At 63.3% G+C, this 24,333-nt stretch carries 18 protein-coding genes; 11 read left to right on the top strand and 7 right to left on the bottom strand.

Translation table 11 applies throughout. The annotated features are described in order from the left end of the window. Positions 1–157 precede the first annotated feature (157 nt). From urtB to AC0L23_RS08015, 8 genes are all read left to right on the top strand, one after another. Positions 158–1,084, top strand: a complete 927-nt coding sequence (gene urtB / locus AC0L23_RS08050; RefSeq protein ID WP_018455942.1) for an urea ABC transporter permease subunit UrtB — start codon at positions 158–160, stop codon at positions 1,082–1,084. Positions 1,085–1,101: 17 nt separating this feature from the next. Continuing rightward, positions 1,102–2,241 (top strand): urea ABC transporter permease subunit UrtC, encoded by a 1,140-nt coding sequence (gene urtC, locus AC0L23_RS08045; protein ID WP_018455943.1) that lies wholly within the window; start codon positions 1,102–1,104, stop codon positions 2,239–2,241. Between the two features lie 10 nt (positions 2,242–2,251). Continuing rightward, positions 2,252–3,007, top strand: a complete 756-nt coding sequence (gene urtD, locus AC0L23_RS08040) for an urea ABC transporter ATP-binding protein UrtD (protein WP_018455944.1) — start codon at positions 2,252–2,254, stop codon at positions 3,005–3,007. Positions 3,008–3,018: 11 nt separating this feature from the next. Next, positions 3,019–3,708, top strand: a complete 690-nt coding sequence (gene urtE, locus AC0L23_RS08035; RefSeq protein ID WP_085348670.1) for an urea ABC transporter ATP-binding subunit UrtE — start codon at positions 3,019–3,021, stop codon at positions 3,706–3,708. A gap of 27 nt (positions 3,709–3,735) precedes the next feature. Next, a complete protein-coding gene (gene fmdA / locus AC0L23_RS08030; RefSeq protein ID WP_007598072.1) occupies positions 3,736–4,965 on the top strand; it encodes a formamidase in 1,230 nt (409 codons plus the stop codon). 90 nt (positions 4,966–5,055) lie between these two features. Next, positions 5,056–5,430 (top strand): FmdB family zinc ribbon protein, encoded by a 375-nt coding sequence (locus tag AC0L23_RS08025; RefSeq protein ID WP_018455946.1) that lies wholly within the window; start codon positions 5,056–5,058, stop codon positions 5,428–5,430. A 40-nt stretch (positions 5,431–5,470) separates the two neighbouring features. Next, positions 5,471–6,511, top strand: coding sequence for an aliphatic amidase (locus AC0L23_RS08020; RefSeq protein WP_085348669.1), 1,041 nt, complete (start codon positions 5,471–5,473; stop codon positions 6,509–6,511). Positions 6,512–6,880: 369 nt separating this feature from the next. Next, positions 6,881–9,934, top strand: a complete 3,054-nt coding sequence (locus AC0L23_RS08015) for an autotransporter outer membrane beta-barrel domain-containing protein (RefSeq protein WP_240543366.1) — start codon at positions 6,881–6,883, stop codon at positions 9,932–9,934. A 3-nt stretch (positions 9,935–9,937) separates the two neighbouring features. Here the strand turns inward: AC0L23_RS08015 and AC0L23_RS08010 are convergent, their stop codons facing one another. From AC0L23_RS08010 to AC0L23_RS07990, 5 genes are all read right to left on the bottom strand, one after another. After that, a complete protein-coding gene (locus tag AC0L23_RS08010) occupies positions 9,938–10,768 on the bottom strand; it encodes an MlaD family protein (protein WP_085361928.1) in 831 nt (276 codons plus the stop codon). Between the two features lie 158 nt (positions 10,769–10,926). Continuing rightward, a complete protein-coding gene (locus AC0L23_RS08005; RefSeq protein ID WP_085361927.1) occupies positions 10,927–13,146 on the bottom strand; it encodes an acetate--CoA ligase family protein in 2,220 nt (739 codons plus the stop codon). 159 nt (positions 13,147–13,305) lie between these two features. Further along, the gene (locus AC0L23_RS08000) at positions 13,306–14,286 is read right to left on the bottom strand and encodes a glycosyltransferase family 2 protein (RefSeq protein ID WP_085361926.1); all 981 of its coding nucleotides are present in this window, start codon (positions 14,284–14,286) and stop codon (positions 13,306–13,308) included. Positions 14,287–14,437: 151 nt separating this feature from the next. Then, complete coding sequence (locus tag AC0L23_RS07995; protein ID WP_085361925.1) at positions 14,438–15,007, bottom strand: class GN sortase; 570 nt, start codon at positions 15,005–15,007, stop codon at positions 14,438–14,440. A 189-nt stretch (positions 15,008–15,196) separates the two neighbouring features. Next, positions 15,197–17,458 (bottom strand): marine proteobacterial sortase target protein, encoded by a 2,262-nt coding sequence (locus AC0L23_RS07990; RefSeq protein WP_085361924.1) that lies wholly within the window; start codon positions 17,456–17,458, stop codon positions 15,197–15,199. 183 nt (positions 17,459–17,641) lie between these two features. Between AC0L23_RS07990 and AC0L23_RS07985 the strand changes: the two genes are divergently transcribed. Together AC0L23_RS07985 and AC0L23_RS07980 are read left to right on the top strand one after the other, a co-directional pair. Beyond that, positions 17,642–18,412, top strand: a complete 771-nt coding sequence (locus tag AC0L23_RS07985) for a helix-turn-helix transcriptional regulator (RefSeq protein ID WP_085361923.1) — start codon at positions 17,642–17,644, stop codon at positions 18,410–18,412. A gap of 47 nt (positions 18,413–18,459) precedes the next feature. After that, a complete protein-coding gene (locus tag AC0L23_RS07980) occupies positions 18,460–19,971 on the top strand; it encodes a glycosyltransferase family 2 protein (RefSeq protein ID WP_085361922.1) in 1,512 nt (503 codons plus the stop codon). Between the two features lie 50 nt (positions 19,972–20,021). On the opposite strand, the gene AC0L23_RS07975 is transcribed toward AC0L23_RS07980, so the two are convergent. Then, entirely contained in the window at positions 20,022–21,242 is a 1,221-nt protein-coding gene (locus AC0L23_RS07975) for an ABC transporter substrate-binding protein (RefSeq protein ID WP_085385510.1), read from the bottom strand. Positions 21,243–21,315: 73 nt separating this feature from the next. Beyond that, positions 21,316–22,866, bottom strand: coding sequence for an acyl-CoA synthetase (locus tag AC0L23_RS07970; protein WP_026233060.1), 1,551 nt, complete (start codon positions 22,864–22,866; stop codon positions 21,316–21,318). A gap of 262 nt (positions 22,867–23,128) precedes the next feature. On the opposite strand from AC0L23_RS07970, the gene AC0L23_RS07965 reads away from it, so the two are divergent. Continuing rightward, complete coding sequence (locus AC0L23_RS07965) at positions 23,129–24,265, top strand: acyl-CoA dehydrogenase family protein (protein WP_085361920.1); 1,137 nt, start codon at positions 23,129–23,131, stop codon at positions 24,263–24,265. The last annotated feature ends 68 nt before the right edge of the window (positions 24,266–24,333 follow it).

Here is a 24,333-nt window from a genome sequence, read left to right as displayed (position 1 = left end):
CACCAACCCTCCTTTCCCCCCCCCCCCCCCCGGCCTCCCCCCCCCCCCCCCCCCCCCCCACCCCCCCCCCCGCCCCCCCCCCCCACCCCCCCCCCCCCCCCCCCCCCCCCCCCCCCCCCCCCCCCCCCCCGGGACCCTTTCCCGACGGAGGACATCGATGTTCGGCGACTACTCGCTTGGTGACCTTGGCTCCATCTTCGTCATGCAGGGCTTTGCAGGACTGATCCTGTTCTCCGTCTACGTCCTGATGGCGCTGGGTCTTGCGATCATCTTCGGCCAGATGGGCGTCATCAACATGGCCCATGGCGAGTTCATGATCCTTGGGGCCTACGTCACCTGGATGACCTCGAGCTTCTTCCAATCCTATTTGCCGAGCCTGTTCAGCGGCTATTTCTTCCTCGCGATGATCCTGGCCTTTGTCGCATCCGGTGCGTTGGGGATGCTGGTGGAATGGGTGCTGATACGGCATCTCTACAAGCGCCCGCTCGACACGCTGCTCGCGACTTGGGGCCTCAGCCTGATCCTGCAACAGGCCTATCGCTCCGTGTTCGGCGCGCGCGAGGTCGGCGTCGAGCTGCCGCAATGGATGCTCGGCTCGCTGCACGTGACCGACAGCATCGAAGTGCCGATCAACGGCGTCTTCGTGATGTGCCTCACCGTCCTGATCACTGTCGGCGTCGCCTACGTGATGTACAAATCGCGCTGGGGTCGACAGGTGCGCGCCGTCGTGCAGAACCGCATCATGGCCGGTGCCGTCGGCATCAACACCGAAAAGGTGGATCGCTACACTTTCGGCCTCGGCTGCGGCATTGCCGGTGTCGCTGGGAGCGCCTTCACCATGATCGGCTCGACCGGGCCGACCTCCGGACAGCTCTACATCGTCGATACGTTCCTGGTGGTCGTGTTCGGCGGCGCGGCAAGCCTGCTCGGCACCATCGCATCGGCCTTCTCAATCTCGCAGACCCAATCCACCCTCGAGTTCTTCCTGTCGGGCTCGATGGCTAAGGTGCTGACGCTGCTTGCCGTTGTCGGAATCCTGATGCTGCGGCCGCAGGGTCTCTTCGCCCTCAAGGTCCGCAAATAACAAGAAGCAGGCAAGTCATGGTCATCAACTCACGCTTCTTCAATCGATCCGAGCTCATGGGCTTCCTCGTGCTGGCCGCCGTGCTGTTCGTCATCCTGCCGCTCTCGCTGGATGTGTTCCGTCTCAACCTCGTCGCGAAGTATCTGACCTACGCCTTCGTCGCGCTCGGTCTCGTGCTGTGCTGGGGCTACGGCGGCATTCTCAGTCTGGGGCAGGGCGTGTTCTTCGGCCTCGGCGGCTATTGCATGGCGATGTTCCTCAAGCTGGAGGCCTCCAGCGTCGAAAATACCAAAATCCAGTCGACGCCAGGCATCCCGGACTTCATGGACTGGAATCAGATCACGTCACTGCCACTGTTCTGGCAGCCGTTTCACAGTCTCGCCTTCACCATCCTCGCCATCATCTTGGTCCCCGGCATCTTCGCGCTGATCATCGGCACTGCGATGTTCAAGCGGCGCGTGGGCGGCACCTACTTTGCCATCATCACCCAGGCGGTGGCGGCCATCCTCACCATCCTGATCGTGGGCCAGCAGGGCTACACCGGCGGCATCAACGGCATGACCGACCTGCGCACCCTCAAGGGATGGGACATCCGGCCCGACCACGCCAAGGTCATCTTGTACTTCGTCGAAGTGGTGCTGCTGTTCGCCTGCATCGGCATCGCGCAGTTCATCCGCCTGACCAAGCTCGGCCGCATCCTGGTGGCTATGCGCGAACAGGAGGACCGCGTCCGCTTCTCCGGCTACAGCGTCGCCAACTTCAAGATCTTTGCGTTCTGTATGGCCGCGGTTTTCGCCGCGATCGGCGGGGCCATGTTCGCGCTCAATGTCGGTTTCATGTCGCCGTCCTTTGTCGGCATCGTGCCGTCGATCGAGATGGTGATCTACACCGCGGTCGGCGGACGGATGTCGATCTTTGGCGCGATATGGGGGGCCATTCTGGTGAACTTCGCCAAGACCAGCCTGTCGGAATCCTTTCCGCAACTCTGGCTGTTTGGTCTCGGCGCGCTGTTCATCGCGGTCGTGCTCGCTTTCCCGAACGGCCTGTCGGGGCTCTGGGCCGACTATGTGCAGCCGCGCGTCGACCGCCTTTTCGCCTCGCGCAAGAAGCCGGGCTGGAGCGACAATTCGGTTGCCGACGGCGCACCAGCAGAGTGAGGAGACCATCATGCTCGTTGGTCATCAGCCCAAGGAATTCCTGCTCGCGGTCTCCGGGCTGACGGTTTCCTTCGACGGCTTCAAGGCCGTCAACGATCTCTCGTTTTACGTCGAGGAGAACGAGATCCGCGTCATCATCGGCCCCAATGGGGCCGGCAAGACCACGGTGCTCGACCTGATTTGCGGCAAGACCAAGGCGACCGAAGGCTCGATCCAGTTTCGCGGGACCGAGCTGACCAAGCTGAAGGAGAACGAGATCGTCAAGGCCGGCGTCGGCCGCAAGTTCCAGACGCCGTCGGTGTTCGAAGACCTCACCGTGTTCGAGAATCTCGAGATCTCGTTTCCGCGCGGCCGCACCGTATTCGGCTCACTCACGTTCCAGCGTGACCAGCTGGTGAGGTCACGCGTCGGAGAGGTTGCCGAGATGATCTTCCTCAAGGACAAGCTCAACACCTATGCCTCCGAGCTCAGTCATGGCCAGAAGCAATGGCTCGAGATCGGCATGCTGCTGATTCAGGATCCTGACCTACTGATGCTGGACGAGCCCGTCGCCGGCATGAGCGTGTCCGAACGCACCAAGACCGCCGAGCTGCTCAACCGCATCATCAAAAATCGCTCGGTGCTCGTGATCGAGCACGACATGAAGTTCGTCGAGGACATCGCGCACAAGGTCACCGTGCTTCACCAGGGCCAGATCCTCTCGGAAGGCACCATGGAAAAGGTGAAGAACGATCCCAAGGTCGTCGAAGTTTATCTCGGTCACTAAGGAGCGCGACGATGCTGGCTATTTCTGATCTTCACGTCGCCTACGGCCAGAGCGAGGTGCTGCACGGGCTCAACGTCAAAGTCGCGCCCAACGAGATCGTGGCGATCATGGGTCGCAACGGCATGGGCAAAACCACGCTGATGAAATCGCTGATGGGGATCCTGCCGGCCAAGAGTGGCTCGGTGACCATGGACGGCGCCGAGCTCGGCAGCCTGCCGAGCTACGAGCGGGTGGCCAAGGGGCTCGCCTATGTGCCGCAAGGCCGCATGATCTTTTCTACCATGACGGTGAAGGAGAACATCGAGACCGGCCTCGTGGTCTCCGGCGGAGCCGAAGTGCCCGGTGACATCTACGAACTGTTTCCGGTGCTGCTGGAGATGAAGGACCGCCGTGGCGGCAATCTCTCCGGCGGCCAGCAGCAACAACTCGCGATCGCTCGTGCGCTGGCGACCAAGCCAAAAGTGCTGCTGCTCGACGAGCCGACCGAAGGTATCCAGCCGTCGATCATCAAGGAGATGGCGCGCACGCTCAAGCGCATCCGCGACGAGAAGGGGCTTTCAATCGTCGTGTCCGAGCAGGTCCTGAGCTTCGCGCTCGATATCGCCGACCGTGTGCTGGTGATCGAGAACGGCGAGATCGTCCGTGATGATCCGCGCGGCGCCGTCGATGCCGCGCAGGTCTCGAAATATCTGTCCGTCTAACCAACCGTGTAAAAGGGGAGCTTCTCGATGCCAGAGACACTGATCAAGGTCGATCTCACCAAGTCGGCCTATGAAAATGACATGGTGCATAACCGCTGGCACCCCGACATTCCGATCGTGGCCTGGGTCAATCCCGGCGACGACTTCATCATCGAGACTTATGACTGGACCGGCGGTTTCATCAAGAACAACGATTCCGCCGACGACGTGCGCGACATCGATCTGTCGATCGTGCACTTCCTCTCCGGCCCGATCGGCGTCAAGGGCGCCGAGCCCGGTGACCTCCTCGTCGTCGACCTGCTCGACGTTGGCCCGATGAAGGAGAGCATGTGGGGCTTCAACGGCTTCTTCTCCAAGCAGAACGGCGGCGGATTTCTTACGGATCATTTCCCGCTGGCGCAGAAGTCGATCTGGGACATCAAGGGTCTCTACACCTCGTCGCGGCATATTCCGGGCGTCAACTTCGCCGGCCTGATCCATCCCGGCCTGATCGGCTGTCTCCCCGATCCGAAGATGCTGGACACCTGGAACAAGCGCGAGGCCGAGCTGATCGCAACCAATCCGACCCGTGTGCCCGGCCTCGCCAATCCGCCGTTCGCGCCGACCGCTCATGGCGGCCGCGCCAAGGGTGAGGTCAAGGACAAGATCGGAGCCGAAGGCGCGCGCACCGTGCCGCCGCGGGAGCATGGCGGCAATTGCGACATCAAGGACCTTTCGCGCGGCTCGAAGATCTACTTCCCGGTCTACGTGCCCGGCGCCGGTCTCTCGATGGGCGATCTCCACTTCAGTCAGGGCGACGGCGAGATCACCTTCTGCGGTGCGATCGAGATGGCCGGCTGGCTGCATCTGAAGGTCGAGGTGATCAAGGACGGCATGGCGAAGTACGGCGTCAAGAATCCGATCTTCAAGCCGTCGCCGATCACACCGAACTACAAGGACTATCTGATCTTCGAAGGTATCTCGGTCGACGAGGCCGGCAAGCAGCACTATCTCGACGTCACCATCGCCTACCGCCAGGCCTGCCTGAATGCGATCGAATATCTGAAGAAGTTCGGCTACTCCGGCGCCCAGGCCTATTCGATCCTTGGTACGGCACCGGTTCAGGGGCACATCTCCGGCGTCGTCGACGTGCCCAATGCCTGTGCCACGCTATGGCTGCCGACGGAAATCTTCGACTTCGACGTGATGCCGTCCTCGGCAGGTCCGATCAAGCACATCAAGGGCGATATCCAGATGCCGATATCGCCGGACAAGTAATCCCTGCGCGACCGGATGCGAGACGGCGTATCTGTCGCCCCGCATCCGCCGCGACAGTTCTCTCACAGACAACAGCGTAGGGATGATGCGATGCCGGTCTATGAATATCTCTGTGACGATTGCGGTCCGTTCAAGGATATGCGCCCGATGGCCGAATGCGACGATCCGCAAGCCTGTCCGCAATGTGAAATCATGGCGCCCCGCGTGATTCTGACCGCCCCGAACTTCTTCTGCATGCCGTCGGAGACGCGCAAGGCTCACGCCGCCAACGAGCGCAGCACGCACGCGCCGCAGACGCTGGCGCAATACAAGGCCTCGCATGGCCCCGGTTGCGGCTGCTGCTCCACGGGTAAGAATTCGTCAAAGAACGCGCCGGATAAGAACAAGCCGGCGCGGCTGGTGACCAAGACCAGGAGCGGTGCCAAGGGTTTTCCCACCGCGCGGCCCTGGATGATCAGTCACTGATTCACGCGGCAATCTCAAACAGAGTAGAGGAGCAATTCAAATGCTTCACGGTGACATCTCCAGCAGCAACGACACCGTCGGCGTCGCGGTGGTCAACTATAAGATGCCGCGCCTGCACACCAAGGCCGAGGTGCTCGACAACGCCCGCAAGATCGCCGACATGGTGGTGGGCATGAAGACCGGCCTTCCCGGCATGGACCTGGTGATTTTCCCGGAATACTCCACCCAGGGCATCATGTACGAATCCAAGGAGATGTATGAGACCGCTTGCGCGGTGCCCGGTGAAGAGACCGCGATTTTTGCGGAGGCCTGCCGCAAGGCCAAGGTGTGGGGCGTGTTCTCGCTCACCGGCGAACGCCACGAGGAGCATCCGCACAAGGCGCCCTACAACACCCTGATCCTGATGAACGACAAGGGTGACATCGTGCAGAAGTACCGCAAGATCATGCCGTGGGTGCCGATCGAGGGCTGGTATCCCGGCAATTGCACCTATGTCTCCGACGGCCCGAAAGGGATGAAGGTCAGCCTGATCATCTGCGACGACGGCAACTTCCCGGAGATCTGGCGCGACTGCGCCATGAAGGGGGCCGAGCTGATCGTGCGCTGCCAGGGCTACATGTATCCGGCCAAGGAGCAGCAGATCCTGATTTCAAAAGCGATGGCATGGGCCAATAATGTCTATGTCGCGGTCGCCAACGCTGCCGGCTTCGACGGCGTCTATTCTTACTTCGGTCACTCCGCGATCATCGGTTTCGACGGCCGCACCCTCGGCGAGTGCGGCGAGGAGGACTACGGCATCCAATATGCCCAGCTGTCGAAGCATCTGATCCGCGATGCGCGCCGCAACGGCCAGTCGCAGAACCATCTCTACAAGCTGGTCCACCGCGGCTACACCGGCATGATCAATTCCGGCGAAAGCCCGCGCGGCCTCGCCGTCTGCCCCTATGATTTCTACAAGAACTGGATCGCCGATCCCGAAGGCACCCGGGACATGGTCGAGGCGATGACGCGCGCGACGCCCGGTACCGCCGAATGCCCGATCGACGGCATCCCGAATGAAGCGGCGCCCACCAATTACTAAGCCGTTGCCCAAATCAGTGTGTGTGAAGGCGTGCCGCTCGCTCCCGTTGGGACGCGGCGCCGCCCCAGATGATCAGTCATTGATGTGAACGACGGTCAATATTGCGACCGAACCGAACACGCAAACGTCGTGGATCGACCAGGCTGCGCCGGAAAAGCGTGCCTCTGGTGCAACATGGTCCGCTGAATCAGTCCGGTTTTGCTGTCCCCCAGCGATTCCGCCGATTCCGTAGTTCCACGGAGGGGCCCGGCGGCCTAGTTTGCCGGCGGCGCCGCTGGGGAGCGCTGGACTGAGGGCATCAAAGTGGAATTTGGGCCGCCGAGGGCTGGTCGGATTGGGCTGCGCCTTGCCGCGGTCGCTTCGTCTGTCGTGGCGGTCGTTCTCAGCCTCGGCCTATCGGCGACACCTGCGCAGGCGGACTGCGCGCCCGACCCGGCGGCAAGCGGGCAGACCGTCACCTGTAGCGGCACCGATGCCGACGGCTTTGCGGCAAGCGGCGGCGTCACCAATCTGACCGTAAATGTGCTGACTGGCGCCAGCGTCAACGATAACGGCACGGCGGCGATCAACGTCAATGACACCAACGTCATCACTAACAATGGCACGGTGGCGGCGGGCTCGGGCCTCACCGGCATCAATGGCGGCAATTCGAACACCGTGACCAACAACGGCGCCATCACGGTGCTTGATAACGGCCTCGGTATCTCCGCGCTCGATCACAACATCATCATCAATGCCGGGACCGTCACCACCGGCGACCACGGCAGCGCGATCTCGGTAGGAAACAACAATAGCGTTAGCAACAGCGGTGCGCTGTCCATCGGCGCGTCGGGCGCGGGCATCTTCGCGGTCCAGAGCAACACGATCACCAACGCCGCGACGGGCACGATCACCGGACTCGATGATTCAATCGGGATTTTCGCTTCGTTCGGTGGCACGACCGTGACCAATGCAGGCGCGATCAAGGTCGGCGATTCCTCCGGCTTCTCCGGCGGCATCGTTGCGACCATGGATAACAACACGGTCACCAACACCGCCACCGGCACGATTTCGGTCGGGCAGGGTGCCGCTGGCATCTTTATGCAGGGTAGTTTTCAAATCGTCAGCAATTTCGGCGCAATCACGGCCGGCGACTTTGGTGCCGGCATCGCCTTGTTCGGTGATGACGCCAAGGTCACCAATAGTGGCTCGATCAAGTCGGGCGATGGCACGTCCGCCGGCATTGCGGTGCAGGGCAATCGGGTCGCGATCAACCAAAACGGGACGATCAGCGTGGGTCTGGGCGGTGCGGGCATCGCGTTTACGGGCCTGTCCTCCACGATCAGCAACAATGGACGGATCACAGGGGCCGATTTCGCCGAGGGCATCGTAGCTCTCGGTGATTCCAACACCATCATCAACAGAGGTACGATCACGGTCGGCGATTCCGGCTTCGGCATCGACGTGAGCTCGTTCACAACGACAAACCACGTTGTCAATACCGGAACCATCACCGTCGGTGCTGGCGGCGTCGGCATCAGCGTGAGCGGCGGGGCCAACGTCTTCAACTCCGGGACCATCAACGCTGCGGCCGGAATCGCTGCAATCGAGTTTTGTGCCTGCGGCCCCAACACGCTGACGCTAGGACCCGGCAGCATCATCAACGGCCTGGTGCTCGGCACTGGCGTCGACACGTTCCAGCTCGGAGGCATCGGCAAGGATACGTTCAACCTCGACCTGATCGGTCCCCTTCTTCAGTATGACGGCTTCTCGACCTTCAACAAGGTCGACAATTCGACCTGGACGGTGACCGGCACGGGTAATCAGGACTGGAACGTGCTGGGCGGCACGCTCACGCTGGCCGGCACCATCAATGGCAATGTGAGTGTCGCGGCCGGCGGCACGTTCGGTGGCGTCGGCACGGTCGGAAGCTCCATCTCCGTCAACGGCGGCACGCTAGCACCGGGCAGTCCCACCGGGACGCTCAACGTGTCCGGTGATCTCTCGTTTACGTCGGCGTCGCACTACATGGTGCAGGTCTCGGGCACCAGCAACGGCGTCGCGGTCGTCACGGGAACGGCGACGCTCGCCGGCGCCACGGTCGTCGTCGTACCGACCGGCTCGATCGCGAAGCACTACACGATCCTGAACGCGGGCACGCTGCCCGACAGCTTCAATCCGGTCGTCGCGGGTTTGTCGTCGAACCTGCATGCGACCCTGAGCTACGACCCCAACAACGTCTTCCTGGATCTCGCGCTGGGCTATGGCGGCGGCCTCAATATCAACCAGCAGAATGTCGCCAACATTCTGACGCACTACTTCGACAACACCGGCAGCCTTCCCGTGGTGCTGGCGAATCTCTCGCCGACGGGACTGACGCAAGCCTCCGGCGAATCAGGGACGGGATCGCAGCAGACGACGTTCAATGCGATGAACCAATTTATCGGCTTGTTGACCGACGTCTTCAGCGCGGGACGCGGCGGCGCACCGGGCGCGACGCCCTATGCCGACGAGACGAACGCGACTGCCTATGCCGCGACCCGCAAGAACGCCAGCGACGCCCTTGCTTCGATCTACCGCAAGGCACCGCCGCTGACATTCGAGCAGCGCTGGGACGTCTGGGCCGCCGGCTATGGCGGCTCGCAGGCGACTGACGGCAATGCGGCGCTTGGCTCGAACAACGCCACCAGCAGCGTGTACGGCACGGCGGTTGGTCTGGATTATCGCTTCTCGCCGTCGACGATCGTAGGTTTTGCGCTCGCCGGCGGCGGCACCGGCTTCAATGTCAACGGGCTCGGCTGGGGCCGCTCGGATTTGTTCCAGGCCGGCGCCTTCGTGCGTCACAACGCAGGACCGGCCTATGTCACGGCCGCGCTGGCCTATGGCTGGCAGGACGTCACGACCAATCGCATCGTCACCGCCGCCGGCGTGGATCAATTGCGTGCGCAGTTCAACGCCAACGCGCTCTCGGGCCGTGTCGAGGGCGGCTATCGCTATGCCTGGCAGTGGATCGGCCTCACCCCCTATGCAGCGCTCCAGGCCACCGTGTTCAGCCTTCCGAGCTATTCGGAGTTCGCTGTGGTCGGCAGCAACGTCTTCGCGCTGAATTATGCCGCCAAGGACGTGACCAGCACCCGCACCGAACTCGGCCTGCGCGCGGACAAGTCCTTTGCCGCAGCCGGCGGCCTGATAACCTTGCGCGGCCGCGTCGCCTGGGCGCATGACTACAATCCGGATCGCACCATCGGTGCGGTCTTCCAAACGTTGCCGGGATCGGCGTTCGTGGTGAACGGCGCCGCCCAAGCACACGATTCCGCGCTGACCACAGCGGCGGTGCAGATGAGCTGGATGAACGGCTGGTCTGCGTCGGCGACTTTCGAGGGCGAGTTCTCGAACGTCACCCGCTCTTACGCCGGCAAGGGCGTCGTCCGCTACGCGTGGTAGGCGCTACCGTTTCTGCTGCGCCGGCTTCCGGGGCGGTCGCGGAGCGGCGGCCGGCGTGGGTGTCCCGCTCATCTTGTTGACGGCTTCGCTGACGTCGAGCAGCGAGCGACGGATGTCATCGAGGAAGTTCGCCGATTTCTTTTTCATGGTGTCGGCGAGTTCGTGCAATCCCTGGATCTTTTCGAACAGCTCATCCGCCTTGCCGTCGGCAAAGCCGGGCACCACGCCTTCGATCTTTGTGACCGCCTTGTCGAAGCCCGCGAAGGCGCTGTCGACCCTGGCCATGACGGAATCGATTTCGCCGCCCTTGCTCCGGAGATCGGCGGTGTAGTTCTCGAACGTGCGCAGGCCTTCCTTGATCGCCGGGGCGTTGCTGACGATCGTACGGTCGACGCTATGCAGGGTGTCGACGATCGATTCGGCATCGCTGAGATCGGCGGTCAGCACGGGGACGCCGTCCGAGTCCAGCGGCACTGGCGGCGCCGAGGGCGCGCCGCCGATCAGCGAGACCGCGGCGACGCCGGTGAGGCCCTGGAACTCGATGCCCGCGACGGTGTCCTTGCGTATCGGCGCGGTATTGTCGAGCATCACCAGGGCCACGACCTTGCGCGGATTGTCCAGCTTGATCGACAGGATTTGGCCGGCGGGGACGCCATCGAAATTGACCGGTCCGCCGCGGCGCAATCCGCTGGCGGAGCCCCCCTCGAATACCACGCGCAACTGGCTGCGGCTCTGGAGGGTGCGCCATTTCTGCACGCCGAGCACGCCGCCGAACGCCACGGCGATCACCGCCAGCGTCGCCGTTCCGATCACCAGATTGCTCGCGCGTGCCATGCGGGATGATTTTACGGCCAAAGCGGGGAAGTTGGAAGGATGATGGCGTGGCCGCAATAATAGGATGGGCGAGTTAGGGAAGCGTAACCCGCCACTTCCTCTCGCGTTTTGTCGCAAGGATTGGCGGATTACGCTGCGCTAAACCGCCCTCAGCGACATCAATGCCCGGCGGTGTTCATGGCCGCAGCATTGTTCAGCACGATCAGGGCATCGACGGCGACGCCTGTTTTGGCATTGATCAGGAACGGATTGACGTCGATCGAGGCGATCCGGTCGCCAGCATCCGCGATCAGGTTGGACAGGCCGACCAGCGCCTTCACCGCGGAGGCCTCGTGCAAGGCCGGTTTGCCCCGATAGCCGCGCATCTTGATACCGGCCTTGGTGCGGCCGATCAGGAGTCGAGCCTCAGCCTCGTCCAGCGGCGCGCCGGCGAGCGCGACGTCCTTCATCAGCTCGATGTCGATGCCGCCGGTGCCGAACAGCACGACCGGGCCCATCTCGGCATCGAGGGAGGCGCCGACCACCAGTTCCAGATCTGCCTTCACCTGTTGCGCGATCAGGATGCCGTCGAGCTTCGGCTTGCCCTTCAGCTTGCTCACCCGCGCGGTGATGTCGGCGAACGCCTTCTTCACCGCGGCCGGGTTGTTGAGATTCAGCACCACGCCGCCGATATCTGATTTGTGCAGGATCTCGGCGCTGACGACTTTGGCCACGACGGGGAAGCCGATCTGCTTGGCGATTTTCACGGCCTCGGCTGCCGTCTGTGCGATTGCCTCCTTCGAGATCGGGATGCCATAGGCCTTCAGCAGCTTCTTGGAGGCGACCTCGTCGAGCGCGGCGCCAATTGCCGATTTCAGCGCCTTCTCAAGCACGGCGCGCGCTGCAGGCTTCGAGCTGGAGACGATATCAGGCACTTCCTTGCGCAGCTTGGCGTAGTCGAGCAGCGACTTGATCGCAGTCACCGCGCGATCCATGCCCTGCATGACCGCGAGATGCGGCAGCGACTTGCGCAAGGTCTTGGTGAACTCCGTGAAGCCGATCGACATCGCGCTGATATAGATCACCGGCTTGCCGGCCCGGCTCGCCATCTCGTCGACGATGCGCAGATTGCGCTCGCGCAGCTCGTGCGGCGCTTTCGGCAGCTCGGCATCGATGATGACGATGTCGATATCGGGGTCGTCGATCATCAGCCCGATCGATTTCATGTAGACGGAGGGATCGACCACCGCGGCAAAGCCGGCGTCGAGCGGGTTGCCGACGATCGAGCCCGGCCCGAGCATCTTTGCCAGCTCCGAGCCGACATGCGAGCTGAGTGGTGCAAAATTCAGGCCTTCTGCATCGAAGGCGTCGATCAGCATGCCGCGCTTGCCGCCGGATAGCGTCACTGCGGCGAGCCGGTCGCCCCTGGGCACTGCGGCGTGGACGAAACATTCGGTGGTCTCGATCAGCTCGTCGAGCCCGCCGACCCTGATGACCCCTTCGCGCGTTGCAATGGCGTCGAAGGTCTCGATCGAGCCCGCGAGCGCGCCGGTATGTGCCATCGCCGCCGCGCGGCCGCCCTCGGACGCTCCGAGCTTGAGCGCGATCACCGGTTTGCTCGCGGCGCGCGCCGCCTTGCAGGCGTCCCGGAATGCCTTGGTGTTGCGCACGCCTTCGAGGTAGACCACGATCACCTTGATGCTAGGATCCTCGGCGAAATAGCGCATCAGGTCCGGCGTCTCGAGCCCTGCCTCGTTGCCGGTCGTCACCATGTAGCCGACCCCGACGCCGCGATCTTCCAGGGCCTGGCGGATCGCCATGACGATGGCGCCGGATTGCCCGGCAATCGCCACCGCGCCCTGTTCCATGGTGACGATACGGTCGTCGATATTGGTGAAGAGCTTTTCGCCCGCGCTCAAATTGCCGAGGCAGTTCGGGCCGGTGACCGCCAATCCCGTCTCGCGCACGGCCGCTTGCAGTTCGGCGGCGAGCTTCTGGCTTTCCTCGTCCTGCAACTCGCTGAAGCCCGAGGTGACGATGGTGGCCGAGCGCGCGCCGGCCGCGGCGGCATCGCGGATCACCTGCACGGCAAAGCGCGCCGGCACCAGCACCAGCACGTGGTCGGGCTTCTCCGGGAGGCTTGCAAAGTCCTTGTAGCAGGGGACACCCCAGATGGTGTCGCGCTTGGAATTGACGGGATAGAGCCCGCCCTCGTAGCCGTATTTGACCAAATTGTTCCAGATGCGCTCGGCATAGTTGCCGGGCTTGTCGGTCGCGCCCACCAGCACGATGTTGCGCGGATGCAGCATGGCGTGGATGCCCTTGACGATGTCGCTGGCATCGGGCGGCGGAGACCATGGGCGCGATGAAGCTGAGGCGGCAGATACGCGAGCTTCCATGGTGTGACCTCACCTGTTGTTCTTGTTGGCGGTGCGTCACTCTGTTCTATGGCGAGTTCTTCGGACTGGCAACCACGTGGGCGGGTATGCCGTGCGGTGGAATGAGCGCGCGCCAAGCCCTGGTGATCGACATTTTGGGATCACTGCTCGCGCCGTGGTTCAGTATCGCAGGATGCCGAGCTTGTAGGCGTAGTGATAGGCCAGCTGCTTCGCCAGATAAGGAGCGATGGCGCGCCGGATCTGCATCTGTGTCGGTTCGAAGCCGAGAATGCGTCGCCGCAGGATGCCCATCTCCCTGACGCCGACCGCATAGGTCGATGCCGTCTTTTGTGCGTCATGGATTCGGAAGCAGGCGAGAAATCGCGGCAAGCGTGCAAATTTGAATCCTGCGGCTTGCGCCCGCAGGATGAAGTCCCAGTCCATCGCGTAGTGTAAGCTCTCGTCGATCGGCCCGATCCTGTCCCATACGCGCTTGCGCCAGAACATCGTCTCTTGCGGAATGTAGTCGGCATATCGCAACGCCTTGCCGTCATGAGGCGGCAGCACGGCGCGGCCGACCTCGAGTCCCTCGCGATCGATGAAGACGCGATGGCCGTAGACGACGTCGACACGCGGATGTGCGATGAAGTAATTTGCGACATACGCAAGTGTCCCGGGCAGCAGCACGTCGTCGCTGTTGAGATAGGCCATGATCTCGCTCTCGGCGCCGACGAAGCCGAGATTGATGGCGCTGGATTGCCCCTTGTCCGGTTCGCTGCTCCAGCTCAGGCTATCGCCGCGCCTCTTCAGGAGATCGAGCGTGCCGTCGATCGAGGCGCCGTCCTGCACGTGATAATACAGGTCCGGATAGTTCTGGCTGACGATGCTGTCGATCGTGGCGCCGAGATATTGCGCATGGTTGTAGCTCGGAGTGACCATCGCGATTCTGGGCGCGCCCGGATGGATCGCAGGAGCTCGCGGGAAAGCCGTCAGGTTGAGCAGGCGCGGCGGATATTGCTCGAAGGTCCACATCGGCGGGCGGCGCCAGAGGCTCCGAAGCGAGGAGCGTCTTTGCCCGGCGGCGATAAGATCCTGGTTCCTCTCCAGGAGCGCGACGCGGCTTTCCAGCTGTTCGAGACGCTGCCTGAACTCCTCATCCATCACCGTCTTCTCGCAAATTACAGCGGAAATGCTCAATAGGCCATTCTGATGGGTCTGCGGTCGACGGCGCCGGTTCAGGGGTTCCATCGAGCGGCATTGTCCCTACAGGTCGGGCGGATTCAAGAGGGGGGTGCGGATCGATTGCGAACCGCTATTCATCAGTGCCGATCAGGGTAGCATGCAGGATGTAGCGCTCGGGGCCGGACGCGACGGCGTTGAACGGCCAGCAGGTCGCGAGCACGAGTTCGGCTGCCCGTGCCGCAGGATCGATCCCCGAGGCATCGAAGCGAACCACAGCGGAGGAATCCGCGCGAAAACGAAAGTGCTTGCCATCACTGCGTGTGACGTCGATCAGGTCACCAATGGCGACATTCCGCAGGAAACGGAAATGAGTGTCGCGGTGCGCTGCATATACGGCAACGCCCCGCTCGCCCGCGTCAGCCGTTTGGCGGATATGGCCGGGCCCGAAAGCGAGCGCCTGGCCGCTCGCGCCTTCCAGTACGATCGCGCGGGCGCCGATCCGCCTCACCTCGATTCGCGCAACCGGCCAAGTATCGGCCCATGACCATGGCCTGACCACCTCGCCGGTCGCAACGCTCTGGTCGAATGCGCGCTCCAGCAGCACCTGCGCGAGCCATGCTTTGGCATGGATGTAGGCGCCGTCGCCGAACAGGATGATGCCGATCAGGGCGAGAGCGAGGGGAGAGATGATGCGCGGCATTGTACTAATTCCCGTCATTGCGGGGAGCGAAGCGACGAAGCAATCCAGACTGTCTCCGTGGATGAGTTTCTGGATGCTTCGCTTGCAATGACGAAGGTGAGAGGGCGAGTTCAAAAAGGCGCGCGCGGCCGTTGGTGTGTGGGACGGGCAGCCGCGCGCGCTAACAGAGGAGTTCGGGGGGCTCCTCTCTCAAGCGGCGTCAGTGAGCAAGGACTGACGCCGCTTGAACACGAACAGGATCAGGGCGAGCACGACCAGGATCAGGCCTGCGGTCATTTTCAGCTCGGCCGAGGTCGCGGTCTTGGGCAGGCGGATCGCATCCGGTGCAGCGGGCGTCGGTCGCCTCGTGGCCGGCTGGTTGCGTGCATCGGCGTGACGCTCGCGGAGCTGCGCTGGGACCTGCTGTCGTTCGCCAAAGACCTTCGCGAAATCCCAACCGGCCGGCAGGTTGATCGGCAATTCGCTGGGCTTGAGCGGCTCGCCTTCGGGACGGCTCGGCGTCTTGTCGACCGCGACGAGGCTGGTGAGCCGCGTGACGATCTGATGGTCGAGCGCCAGTGCCAGGATTGCCTTGTCCGAGTCTTCGGGCGTCATTTCGCGCAGGGTGCGCGCCACTTCGGCATCGGCGATCTTGCGCTTGGCCCAAAGCTTCGACAGGCCGTTGCCTTCGGCCGTATTTTGCAGCGGCAGCGTCACCGACCATGGGCGGTCACCGACGCGGCCCTTGATTTCGACCGAGCCCGCAACCGTGTCGAGCTTTGCCGCCAGCACCAGCGGCTCGTCGCGATAGACGTCGGGAATGATCGTCGGTGTGACGTCGGCCTTCGCTTCGGAGAACTTTACGCTCAGCCCGGTCACGGCCGGGTTCTCGAGCTTGGCAAACAGGCCGCGCATACGCTCCTCGACCTGCTCGACGGAGCCGATATGGGTGAAGGCACCGCGGCCGAGCTCGGCGGCGCGCGTCATCAGATAGGTGTTGGGCGCCGACCCGATGCCGACCATGAACACGCGCGAGCGGCCGCGCATCGCCGTGATCGTTTCGAACAATTGCTGCTCGTTGCCGATCGCACCGTCGGTCAGGAATACGACCTGGCGAACCATGCCGGCGTCGCCAAGCTTGTCGGTCAGCGCGGCCCGCATCGCCGGCACCATCTCGGTGCCGCCACGCGCCTGCAGCGCGCTGACGAACGAGGTGGCTTCACCGACACGCTCGGCATCCGCCGCGACGGAGACCGGAAACAGCACGTCCATGGTATCGTCGAAACGGATGACGTTGAAACGGTCGGTCGGCTGGAGACGGGAGAGCGCGTAGGTGAGGCTCGCCTTGGCCTGAACGATCGACGTGCCGCCCATCGAGCCGGAATTGTCGATCACGAATATCACCTCGCGCGGCCGCGGCTTCTGCGTCGCCTGCTCGGCGGCGGGCGGGGTGACAAAGGCAAGCAAATAATCGGCGTCGCCGACGCGCTCGCGAAATAAGCCGACCGACGGCGCCTTCACGGCCGCTGGCTTCCAGGTCAGTTCGAAATCGCGGTCGGCAGCCACGGCACCGTCGGCAAGCGAGACGATTCGCATCGTATTGTCCGGGCTCGCGACCTTGACGTTATGATGGGGGCTCGTGACCTCGCCGAGCGCAAAGCCGGCGTTCAGACGCACCGTGATGCTGGTCGGATTGACCGGTGCATTCCTGGCGGGATCCAGCACGGGCGGCGAGATGCGGTCGCGGTCCGGCACCGGGTCCGAGTTGGTCGCGCCCCAGCCGGAGCCATCGTTGCGGAAATCGACGCTCTGGACGATCGGCGCCGGATTGTAGCGCGGCCCGACCACCAGCGGCAGGCGCAGCGAATATTCGTTGCCGGATTGATGCACCGGCTCCTGATATTCGATCTGCACCAGCACGGTTTCGCCAGGGCCGATATTGGCGACCGAGTTGGTGAAGATGTTCGGCCGCTCCTGCTCGGTGAGCGCGGCCTTCTGGCCGGCGCGGCGCGCCTCTTCGTAGATCATGCGCGCCTGTTGCCGCTCCTTGATGTCCCCGACGATGACGCGGTTGCCGACCACCATCTTCAGCGAATCGACGGCGCCGTCCGCGGGGAGCGGATAGACATAGGTCGCCTCGACCCAGTCCTTCGTCGGGTTGCGAAAGATTTGGGTGACTCGTGCTCGCAGTGTCGGGCCCGACACCGTGATGTCGACGTCGATGCCGAGGCGGATCGCTTCCGTGTAGGCGCCATCCTCCTTGAGGAGGAGAGAACCGGATTTGGCATCGCCGGGCTGGAGCAGGCTGGCCTGCTCCGTCGTCGCCGACCAGCCCGGCTCGAAGCTCACCAGCAGGGCCACGAAGGCGACCAGCATCACCGCGATGCCCTGCGCCAGAAGGAACAGTCCGACCACGATCAGTCTGCCCAGCCAAGGGTGTTCGTTGCTGTCCGTCGTGTCAAAAGTATCCATTTGGCCTGCTCCCGAGCATGTTTGCTGGCCCCGAGCATCCGCCGGGACGGCCCGATTTCGCGAGCAGAATGATCGGCAATGTTCCGCCACGGCCGGCCCGGCCGGCCGCCTCCGAGATGGCGAAGTGCGGTTTTGTGCTGGTTTGTCCGTCCTGCTAGGATGTCGTCCTGGAGCAGGGCCACGATGCAGACGCAGGACAAATTCACCGACAAGCAGCTGTCGGACGAGCAGAGCCGCGAGATCGCGGAGACCATTCGCGAGGAGCTCGCCAGGCGCCGGATCTCCCGGCAGGCGCTGGCCGAGCAGGCCAAGCTCAGCCTGTCGACGCTGGAGAAGGTGCTCGGCGGCCGACGGCCGTTCACGCTGGCGACCACGGTGCGGCTGGAGCAGGCGCTGGGCGTCTCCCTGCGCAGAAGCGCCGCCGTAGTGACGCCTCCGGCCGCAAACGATGTCGCGCCCGACAGCCTCGGCTCCTATGCCCATCGCGCGGTGACGTGGCTCGAGGACGTCTACATCACGCTGCGACCGTCGTTCGGCGACAAGGACGCGATCTTCGCCTACCGCACCGAGATCGTCTGGGAGCCGAAGGTCTCTTCACTGGTGTTCCGCGAGGGCGAGCGGACCGATGCCGCCTATGAACACACCGGCGAGGTCGCCGTGCCGCATCAGTCCGGCTTCATCTATCTCGTCATCATCAAGCACGGCCAGCATCGCGTGATCACTGTGTCGCGGCCGACGGTCGCCGGCGAGATGTACGGGATCATCTCGACGCTCCGCGCCGGTCCCGGCTCGCAGCTGACGCCGATCGCAGCGCCGATCGCTTATGTGCCGCTCCGAAACTTCGCGAAGCCCTCGCTGGGTCGGGTCGCGCCCGGCGATGCTAACCACGAATTGTACCAAAGGCTTCTGCGCCGAACGGTGGAAGAATCGTTCGCGCTGTTTCTGTCGGTATAGCCCGCAAGAAATTATCCGGAATGACGAGCATGCGTCTATAAGGGGACATGCAGGACGCGTCCGCACTCTACGACGGCAAATCTCCGCTGTTCTCAATCATTATCCCGCTCGAATCTCACCGCGGGCAGTGGGAGATGTCCTGGCTCGGCTGGACGTCGCAAACTGCCGACACATCGCTCTACGAGATCATTCTGGTCGTGCCTCCGGATTTCACGGCACGCGAGCAGTTGAAGGCGCTGGCCGGCAACAGGGCTCGCCTCGAATTCACCGATTCCGAACACGACATCGGGCTCTGCGCATTCGGCGCGACGAAGGCGCGCGGCAGCTATCTGTTCTTCACGGAATCGCACTGCCGGCCCGAACCCGACGTGATCGAACTCTGCATTCGCGCGATCGATGCTCATCCCGATTGGGCCGGCTTTTCCTGCCGTTCGATCCCGATCTGCCATAACCGGTTATCCGTGGCAGAGGCCGCCATGTACCAGGCCGACATCGAGTTCGGTATGAAGCAGCATCCCTGGCGCAAGGTCCTGGATCAGTGTTTCGTGACGCGGCACGACGTCTACCGGGAATGCGGCGGCCTGCGCGAGGAGCTCGGTCATTTCGCCGAATGGGTGCTCGCCGCCGCCTATCACGCGAGAGGTCATTCCATCGGCTATCTCGAGGAGGCGCGCTTCCATCACTACTATGTCGGTGAGATCGGCGAGCTGAAGCAATTCACGCTCGACTTCGTGCAAGGCGAGATTCGCTATCTGAGCGAGGCCCGCAACGATGCCGGCAGCGAGCTGCTCGACATTCCGGTCGAGTGGAGCTCGCGGAGCGAGGCCGGCGCGTCGCTCGCCCGCAATGCACTGAACGCGCTCCTGCGCTCCAGCCTCGGTGACGGCGGGGGAGGGCCTGGCGAGAAATGGCTGGCGGTATGGCGTTGGGCCGTGCCGGCGCTGCTCGGCGGTCTCGGCGCGCGCGGTTTCGCGCGGCTGGCGGCATGGCACGCGCGGGCCGTGCTGGTCGCTGTGACGGCCGCCGGATCGAGCGATGCGATCGCGCGATGGATGCGGCGATACATCGCCGCGCTGATCCGGCATCAGAGGCTCGATTGCATTCACCGTCTCGGACGAGATGCGGGACCTGTTGACGGGCTCCTTGGTGAGCGCGTTGTCGCGCAGATCGGATTCCATGCCGAAGAGTTCTCTGCCGGTCACACTTTCCGCTGGAGCGAACCAGAGGCAGCCGTGCGCATCAAGGGGAAGCCGGGCCGCACCATTGTCCGCGTTCGAAGCCCCGCACTTCGCGCACCGCTAGATACGATAGACACGCGATTCTATGTCGATGGCACGGCCATCCGCCCCGAAGCGGTCGTGACCGGTTGTGACAGCTACACACTGAGCCTCGATCTGCCGCCGTCAGGCATCGCCACCCTCGCCTGGGCATGCCCCATGTTCAGGGGCGTCGGCGATTCGCGTCGTCTCGGCCTGCCGATCGCGGGCATCGACGTCGGCGACGACATGATCGAGGTTGAAAGCGCGGGAACAGCGCCGTCGCTTGCTGGAAAAGAATAGCGGCCCTTCGGCCGCTATTCGGTCGATTCAGGCTGTTGCTCTCAGTCGAACTAGCCGCCCGTTTCGGCGCTGATGATATCGCCGAACAGTTCCCACTGGCCCTTCTTGAACCGCCACATCTTGAGCTGCTCGATCGGCGCGAAGTCCGTGGCGGAGGTGTTGATCTTGATGCCCGGGATCAGTGTGTCGGGCACGAAGTCCTTGAGGCTCGCTGCCTGCTTCATCACATTCTCACGGGTCAGATTGTCGCCCGCCTGCTTCAGCACCTGCACCATGGTCTGGGCTGCGGCATAGGCGTAAACCAGATTGGCGTCCGAAATATTTGCACCGGGTATGTATTTGTCGACGAAGACCATGAACTTCTTCATGCCCTCATCATCCTTCCACTGCGGATCCGACGCATCCTTCAGATAACCAGCCGACAGCACCCCTTCGGATGCCTCGAGTCCGGCAGGCTTCATCACCGCGCCGATGGACACCGAGACATCGGTCATGAGATGCATCGGCTTCCACTCAAGCTCCGCGATCTTCTTGATCGCCTGCGCCGCGAATTTCGGCGTGGCGATGTTCACGAAGACATCGGCGCCGGTGCCCTTGAGCTTGACGATATGAGCATCGATCGAGGGTTCCGACGTCTCGTAGCTCTCTTCGGCCACGATCAGTTTCGATGCCTTGTCACCGAACACGTCCTTGATGCCGGCGAGGTAGTCCTTGCCGAAATCGTCGTTGGCATAAAAAATCGCGACCTTCGCGTCCGGCTTCTCCTTCAGAATATACTTCGCGAAGATCTGTGCCTCGACGCGGTAGCTGGGCTGGAAGCCCATCGTCCAGGGAAAGTTCTTCGGGTCATTCCACTTGCTGGCGCCTGTGGCGAGGAACAGCTGCGGCACCTTCTTGGAATTGTGATACTTCTGCACGGCGGTCTGGGTCGGCGTGCCCAGCGCGTTGAACACCAGGAAGACCTCGTCGCTCTCGATCAGCTTGCGGATCTGCTCAACGGTCTTAGGCGGCGAGTAGCCGTCGTCGTAGGAGATCCAATTGATCTTTCGGCCGTTGATGCCGCCCTGATCGTTGATCATCTTGAAATAGGCTTCCTCGGTCTTGCCGATGACGCCGTAGGCGGAAGCCGGGCCGGAATAGGCCTCGACATTGCCGATCTTGATCTCGGTGTCGGTGACGCCGGTGTCGTACGCCTTTTGCGCATACGCGGTTTGGGCTGTCAGCAGCACCAACGCCGTTGCTGCGGCGAGCAGGGAGAGTTTCTTGTTCATGAAAATTCCTTGGCTTTTCTGGGTTGGAACACGCACGTCAAAAAGAAAAGTGCCCGCGAGAGGGGCGCTTTGATCAGGCGTTGGCGGCTTTCTTGTCGACTTCCGAGGCGCCCGAGAATTCCTTGCGCAAGGTCGGCTTGTGGATCTTGCCGGTGGCGTTGCGGGGTAACGCATCGACGAAGCGGACCTGGCGTGGACATTTGAAGCGCGCGAGATTCGCCGCGCAGTGCGCGAAGACATCTGTCTCGGTCAACCGCTGGCCGGGCTTGGCCGCGACGATGGCGAGGCCAACCTCGCCCCATTGCGGATCGGGAATGCCGATCACGGCGGCTTCCGCGATAGCGTCGAGTTGGTGCAGGACGTTCTCGACCTCGGCCGGATAGACGTTCTCGCCACCGGAAATGTACATGTCCTTCCAGCGGTCGACGATGTAATAAAAACCTTCCTCATCGACGCGTGTCGCGTCGCCCGTGTGCAGCCAGCCATCGGTGAACGACGTCTTGTTCGCCTCCGGCCTGTTCCAGTAGCCGGGCGTAATGTTCGGTCCCTTGACCCAGAGCTCGCCGAGTTCGCCGACATCGGCGTCGCCGCCGTCAGGACGCACGATGCGCACTTCAGTGTGCAGCACCGGCTTGCCGGCGGAGCCGGCTTTCCGTGCCGCATCCTCGCGGTCGAGCACCAGCACGGCCGGCGAGGTCTCGGTCATGCCGTAGCCCTGCTGGAGTGCGACGCCACGCGCCTCCCACACCTTGAGCAGCGGCACCGGCATTGGTGCGCCGCCGACACCTCCCACGATCAACCGGCCGAGGTCGGTGGTCGCGAACGCCGGATGCTGGGCCATGAACTGGTAGATCGCGGGCACGCCGAAGAACACGTTGATGCCCTGTGCGGGATCGTTGATCAGGCCGAGCGCCGTGCCGGGATCGAAGGCGCGCATGATCATCACGGTGCCGCCGGCGTGCAGCACCGGATTGGTGTAGCAATTCAGGCCGCCGGTGTGGAACAGCGGCAGCACGGTGAGCAGCACCGAGGACGGCCCGATGCAGGCGGGGCCGCCGAGATTGACGCAATTCCAGAAGGTCATGCCATGGGTGATGGTGGCGCCCTTGGGATGACCCGTTGTGCCCGAGGTGTACATGATGGTCGAGACGTCATCGAGGGTCACCTCCTCGATTTTCTCGAGTGGCTTTGCGGCGGCGATGCCGGCCTCATAAGTCCCGCTGGGGCCAAGCAGCAGGCTCGTCGCAATGCCGCAGAGCCTTGCCACGGCCAGCGCCGTTTCGGCGAGATCGGTGTCGTGGATCATCACCTTCGGCGCGCAATCTGCGGTGATGAACTGGAGTTCGGGAACGGTGAGGCGGGTGTTCAGCGGCACGAAGATCGCACCTAACCGCCCGCAGGCGAATTGCACCTCCAGCGTATCGGTCGTGTTCAGCGCCAGCACCGCGACCCGCTCGCCGCGCGAGACTTTCAGCGCATGGCGCAGAAATGACGCGAGACGCGAGATGCGCGCGTCGAGCTGCGCATAGGTAAAGCGGCGCTCGCTCGCGAGGTCTATCACCGCAATCTTGTTCGGTGTGCGGCGGCCATGGTGGGCGATCCAGTCGTAGTAACGAACGGCCAAGAATTCCTCCCTCGGCGGACTTGTGCCGCCCGCGTCCCTATTGCCATGCACCATGCCCGGCATGGCCCAAGGGCCAGCCGGAGTTTGTGCACCATCCTTTTTTTGATCCGGAGTTGGCGCGCGAGCGATGAAAATCGTCTTGCGTTGAGTTGCTAGAGCGAGCTTGCTTGGAGCGGGGCTCGGCCAGCCACTCCGCGCAAGTGAGCCGCCAAGGTTCCGGCCATGGTGGACGAGACGAATCCGCCAGCAAGGCGAGAGTGCGATGATGAGCCCGTTCTATACCGCCGAGCATGACGCCTTTCGCGAGGTGATGCGCCGCTTCGTCGACAAGGAGATTGCGCCCTTCGCCCACGAGTGGGATGAGGCCGGTGAATTCCCCCGCGCGCTCTATCGCAAGGCGGCCGAGATCGGGCTCTTGGGACTCGGTTTCCCCGAGGAATATGGCGGGATCGCCGCCGACCAGTTCATGAGGATCGTCGCCAGCCAGGAGCTGGCGCGGGCTGGCGCCGGCGGTGTCAGCGCCAGCTTGATGAGCCATACGATCGGTTCGCCGCCGGTCGCGCGGGCCGCGCGCCCCGAGGTGAAGGCGCGCGTGCTGCCTCAGGTGCTCGCGGGTGAGAAAATCTCCGCGCTCGCGATCACCGAGCCGGGCGGCGGCTCTGATGTCGCGGGCCTCCGCACCAAGGCGCGGCGCGACGGAGATCACTACGTCGTGAGCGGCGAGAAGACCTTCATCACATCCGGGATGCGTGCCGACTATTTGACCGTTGCGGTGCGCACCGGCGGCGAGGGCGCCGGCGGCGTCAGCCTGCTCCTGATCGAGGGGGATACGCCCGGCCTGTCCCGGACAAAGCTGAAGAAGATGGGCTGGTGGGCCTCCGACACCGCGACCCTGCATTTCGACGAGTGCCGCGTACCGGCGGAAAACCTGATCGGCGAGGAAGGCCAGGGGTTCAAGATCATCATGCGGAATTTCAACAGCGAGCGCATGGGCATGGCGGCGGGCTGCACCGCGTTCGCGCGCGTCTGCCTCGACGAGGCCATTGCCTACGCCAAGGAGCGCAAGACCTTCGGCAAGCCGCTCGCGCAGCACCAGGTGATCCGCCACAAGATCGTCGACATGGCGCAGAAGGTCGCCGCATCGCAAGCGATGCTGGAGATGCTGGCCTGGCGGCTGGAGCAGGGCGAAAGCCCGGTCGCCGAAATCTGCATGATGAAGAACCAGGCGACCCAGACGATGGCGTTCTGCGCCTCGGAAGCGGTGCAGATTTTTGGCGGCGCCGGCTTCATGCGCGGCATCAAGGCCGAGCGCATCTACCGTGAGGTCAAGGTCAACGCGATCGGCGGCGGCACCGAGGAGATCATGAAGGATCTCGCGTCGCGGCAGATAGGGTTGTGACCTCTTTCTCCGTCATGGCCGGGACGAGCCCGGCCATGACGAGCACCTCAGAGATACCAAGAACTGGG

The sequence above is a fragment of the Bradyrhizobium sp. MI1.4 genome, from assembly GCF_055811315.1.
Note: the sequence above shows the minus strand (reverse complement) of the source record. Positions and strands in the feature narration are given on the sequence as shown.

Excerpts from the sequence above, each read along its gene's own strand:
- AC0L23_RS07980 (WP_085361922.1), top strand. The coding sequence starts at position 18,460 with ATGCAGGACGCGTCCGCACTCTACGACGGCAAATCTCCGCTGTTCTCA.
- AC0L23_RS07975 (WP_085385510.1), bottom strand. The coding sequence starts at position 21,242 with ATGAACAAGAAACTCTCCCTGCTCGCCGCAGCAACGGCGTTGGTGCTG.
- fmdA (WP_007598072.1), top strand. The coding sequence starts at position 3,736 with ATGCCAGAGACACTGATCAAGGTCGATCTCACCAAGTCGGCCTATGAA.
- AC0L23_RS08020 (WP_085348669.1), top strand. The coding sequence starts at position 5,471 with ATGCTTCACGGTGACATCTCCAGCAGCAACGACACCGTCGGCGTCGCG.
- AC0L23_RS07965 (WP_085361920.1), top strand. The coding sequence starts at position 23,129 with ATGATGAGCCCGTTCTATACCGCCGAGCATGACGCCTTTCGCGAGGTG.
- AC0L23_RS07985 (WP_085361923.1), top strand. The coding sequence starts at position 17,642 with ATGCAGACGCAGGACAAATTCACCGACAAGCAGCTGTCGGACGAGCAG.
- AC0L23_RS08000 (WP_085361926.1), bottom strand. The coding sequence starts at position 14,286 with ATGGATGAGGAGTTCAGGCAGCGTCTCGAACAGCTGGAAAGCCGCGTC.
- urtD (WP_018455944.1), top strand. The coding sequence starts at position 2,252 with ATGCTCGTTGGTCATCAGCCCAAGGAATTCCTGCTCGCGGTCTCCGGG.
- AC0L23_RS07990 (WP_085361924.1), bottom strand. The coding sequence starts at position 17,458 with ATGGATACTTTTGACACGACGGACAGCAACGAACACCCTTGGCTGGGC.
- urtB (WP_018455942.1), top strand. The coding sequence starts at position 158 with ATGTTCGGCGACTACTCGCTTGGTGACCTTGGCTCCATCTTCGTCATG.
- urtC (WP_018455943.1), top strand. The coding sequence starts at position 1,102 with ATGGTCATCAACTCACGCTTCTTCAATCGATCCGAGCTCATGGGCTTC.
- AC0L23_RS07995 (WP_085361925.1), bottom strand. The coding sequence starts at position 15,007 with ATGCCGCGCATCATCTCTCCCCTCGCTCTCGCCCTGATCGGCATCATC.
- urtE (WP_085348670.1), top strand. The coding sequence starts at position 3,019 with ATGCTGGCTATTTCTGATCTTCACGTCGCCTACGGCCAGAGCGAGGTG.
- AC0L23_RS08025 (WP_018455946.1), top strand. The coding sequence starts at position 5,056 with ATGCCGGTCTATGAATATCTCTGTGACGATTGCGGTCCGTTCAAGGAT.
- AC0L23_RS08005 (WP_085361927.1), bottom strand. The coding sequence starts at position 13,146 with ATGGAAGCTCGCGTATCTGCCGCCTCAGCTTCATCGCGCCCATGGTCT.
- AC0L23_RS08010 (WP_085361928.1), bottom strand. The coding sequence starts at position 10,768 with ATGGCACGCGCGAGCAATCTGGTGATCGGAACGGCGACGCTGGCGGTG.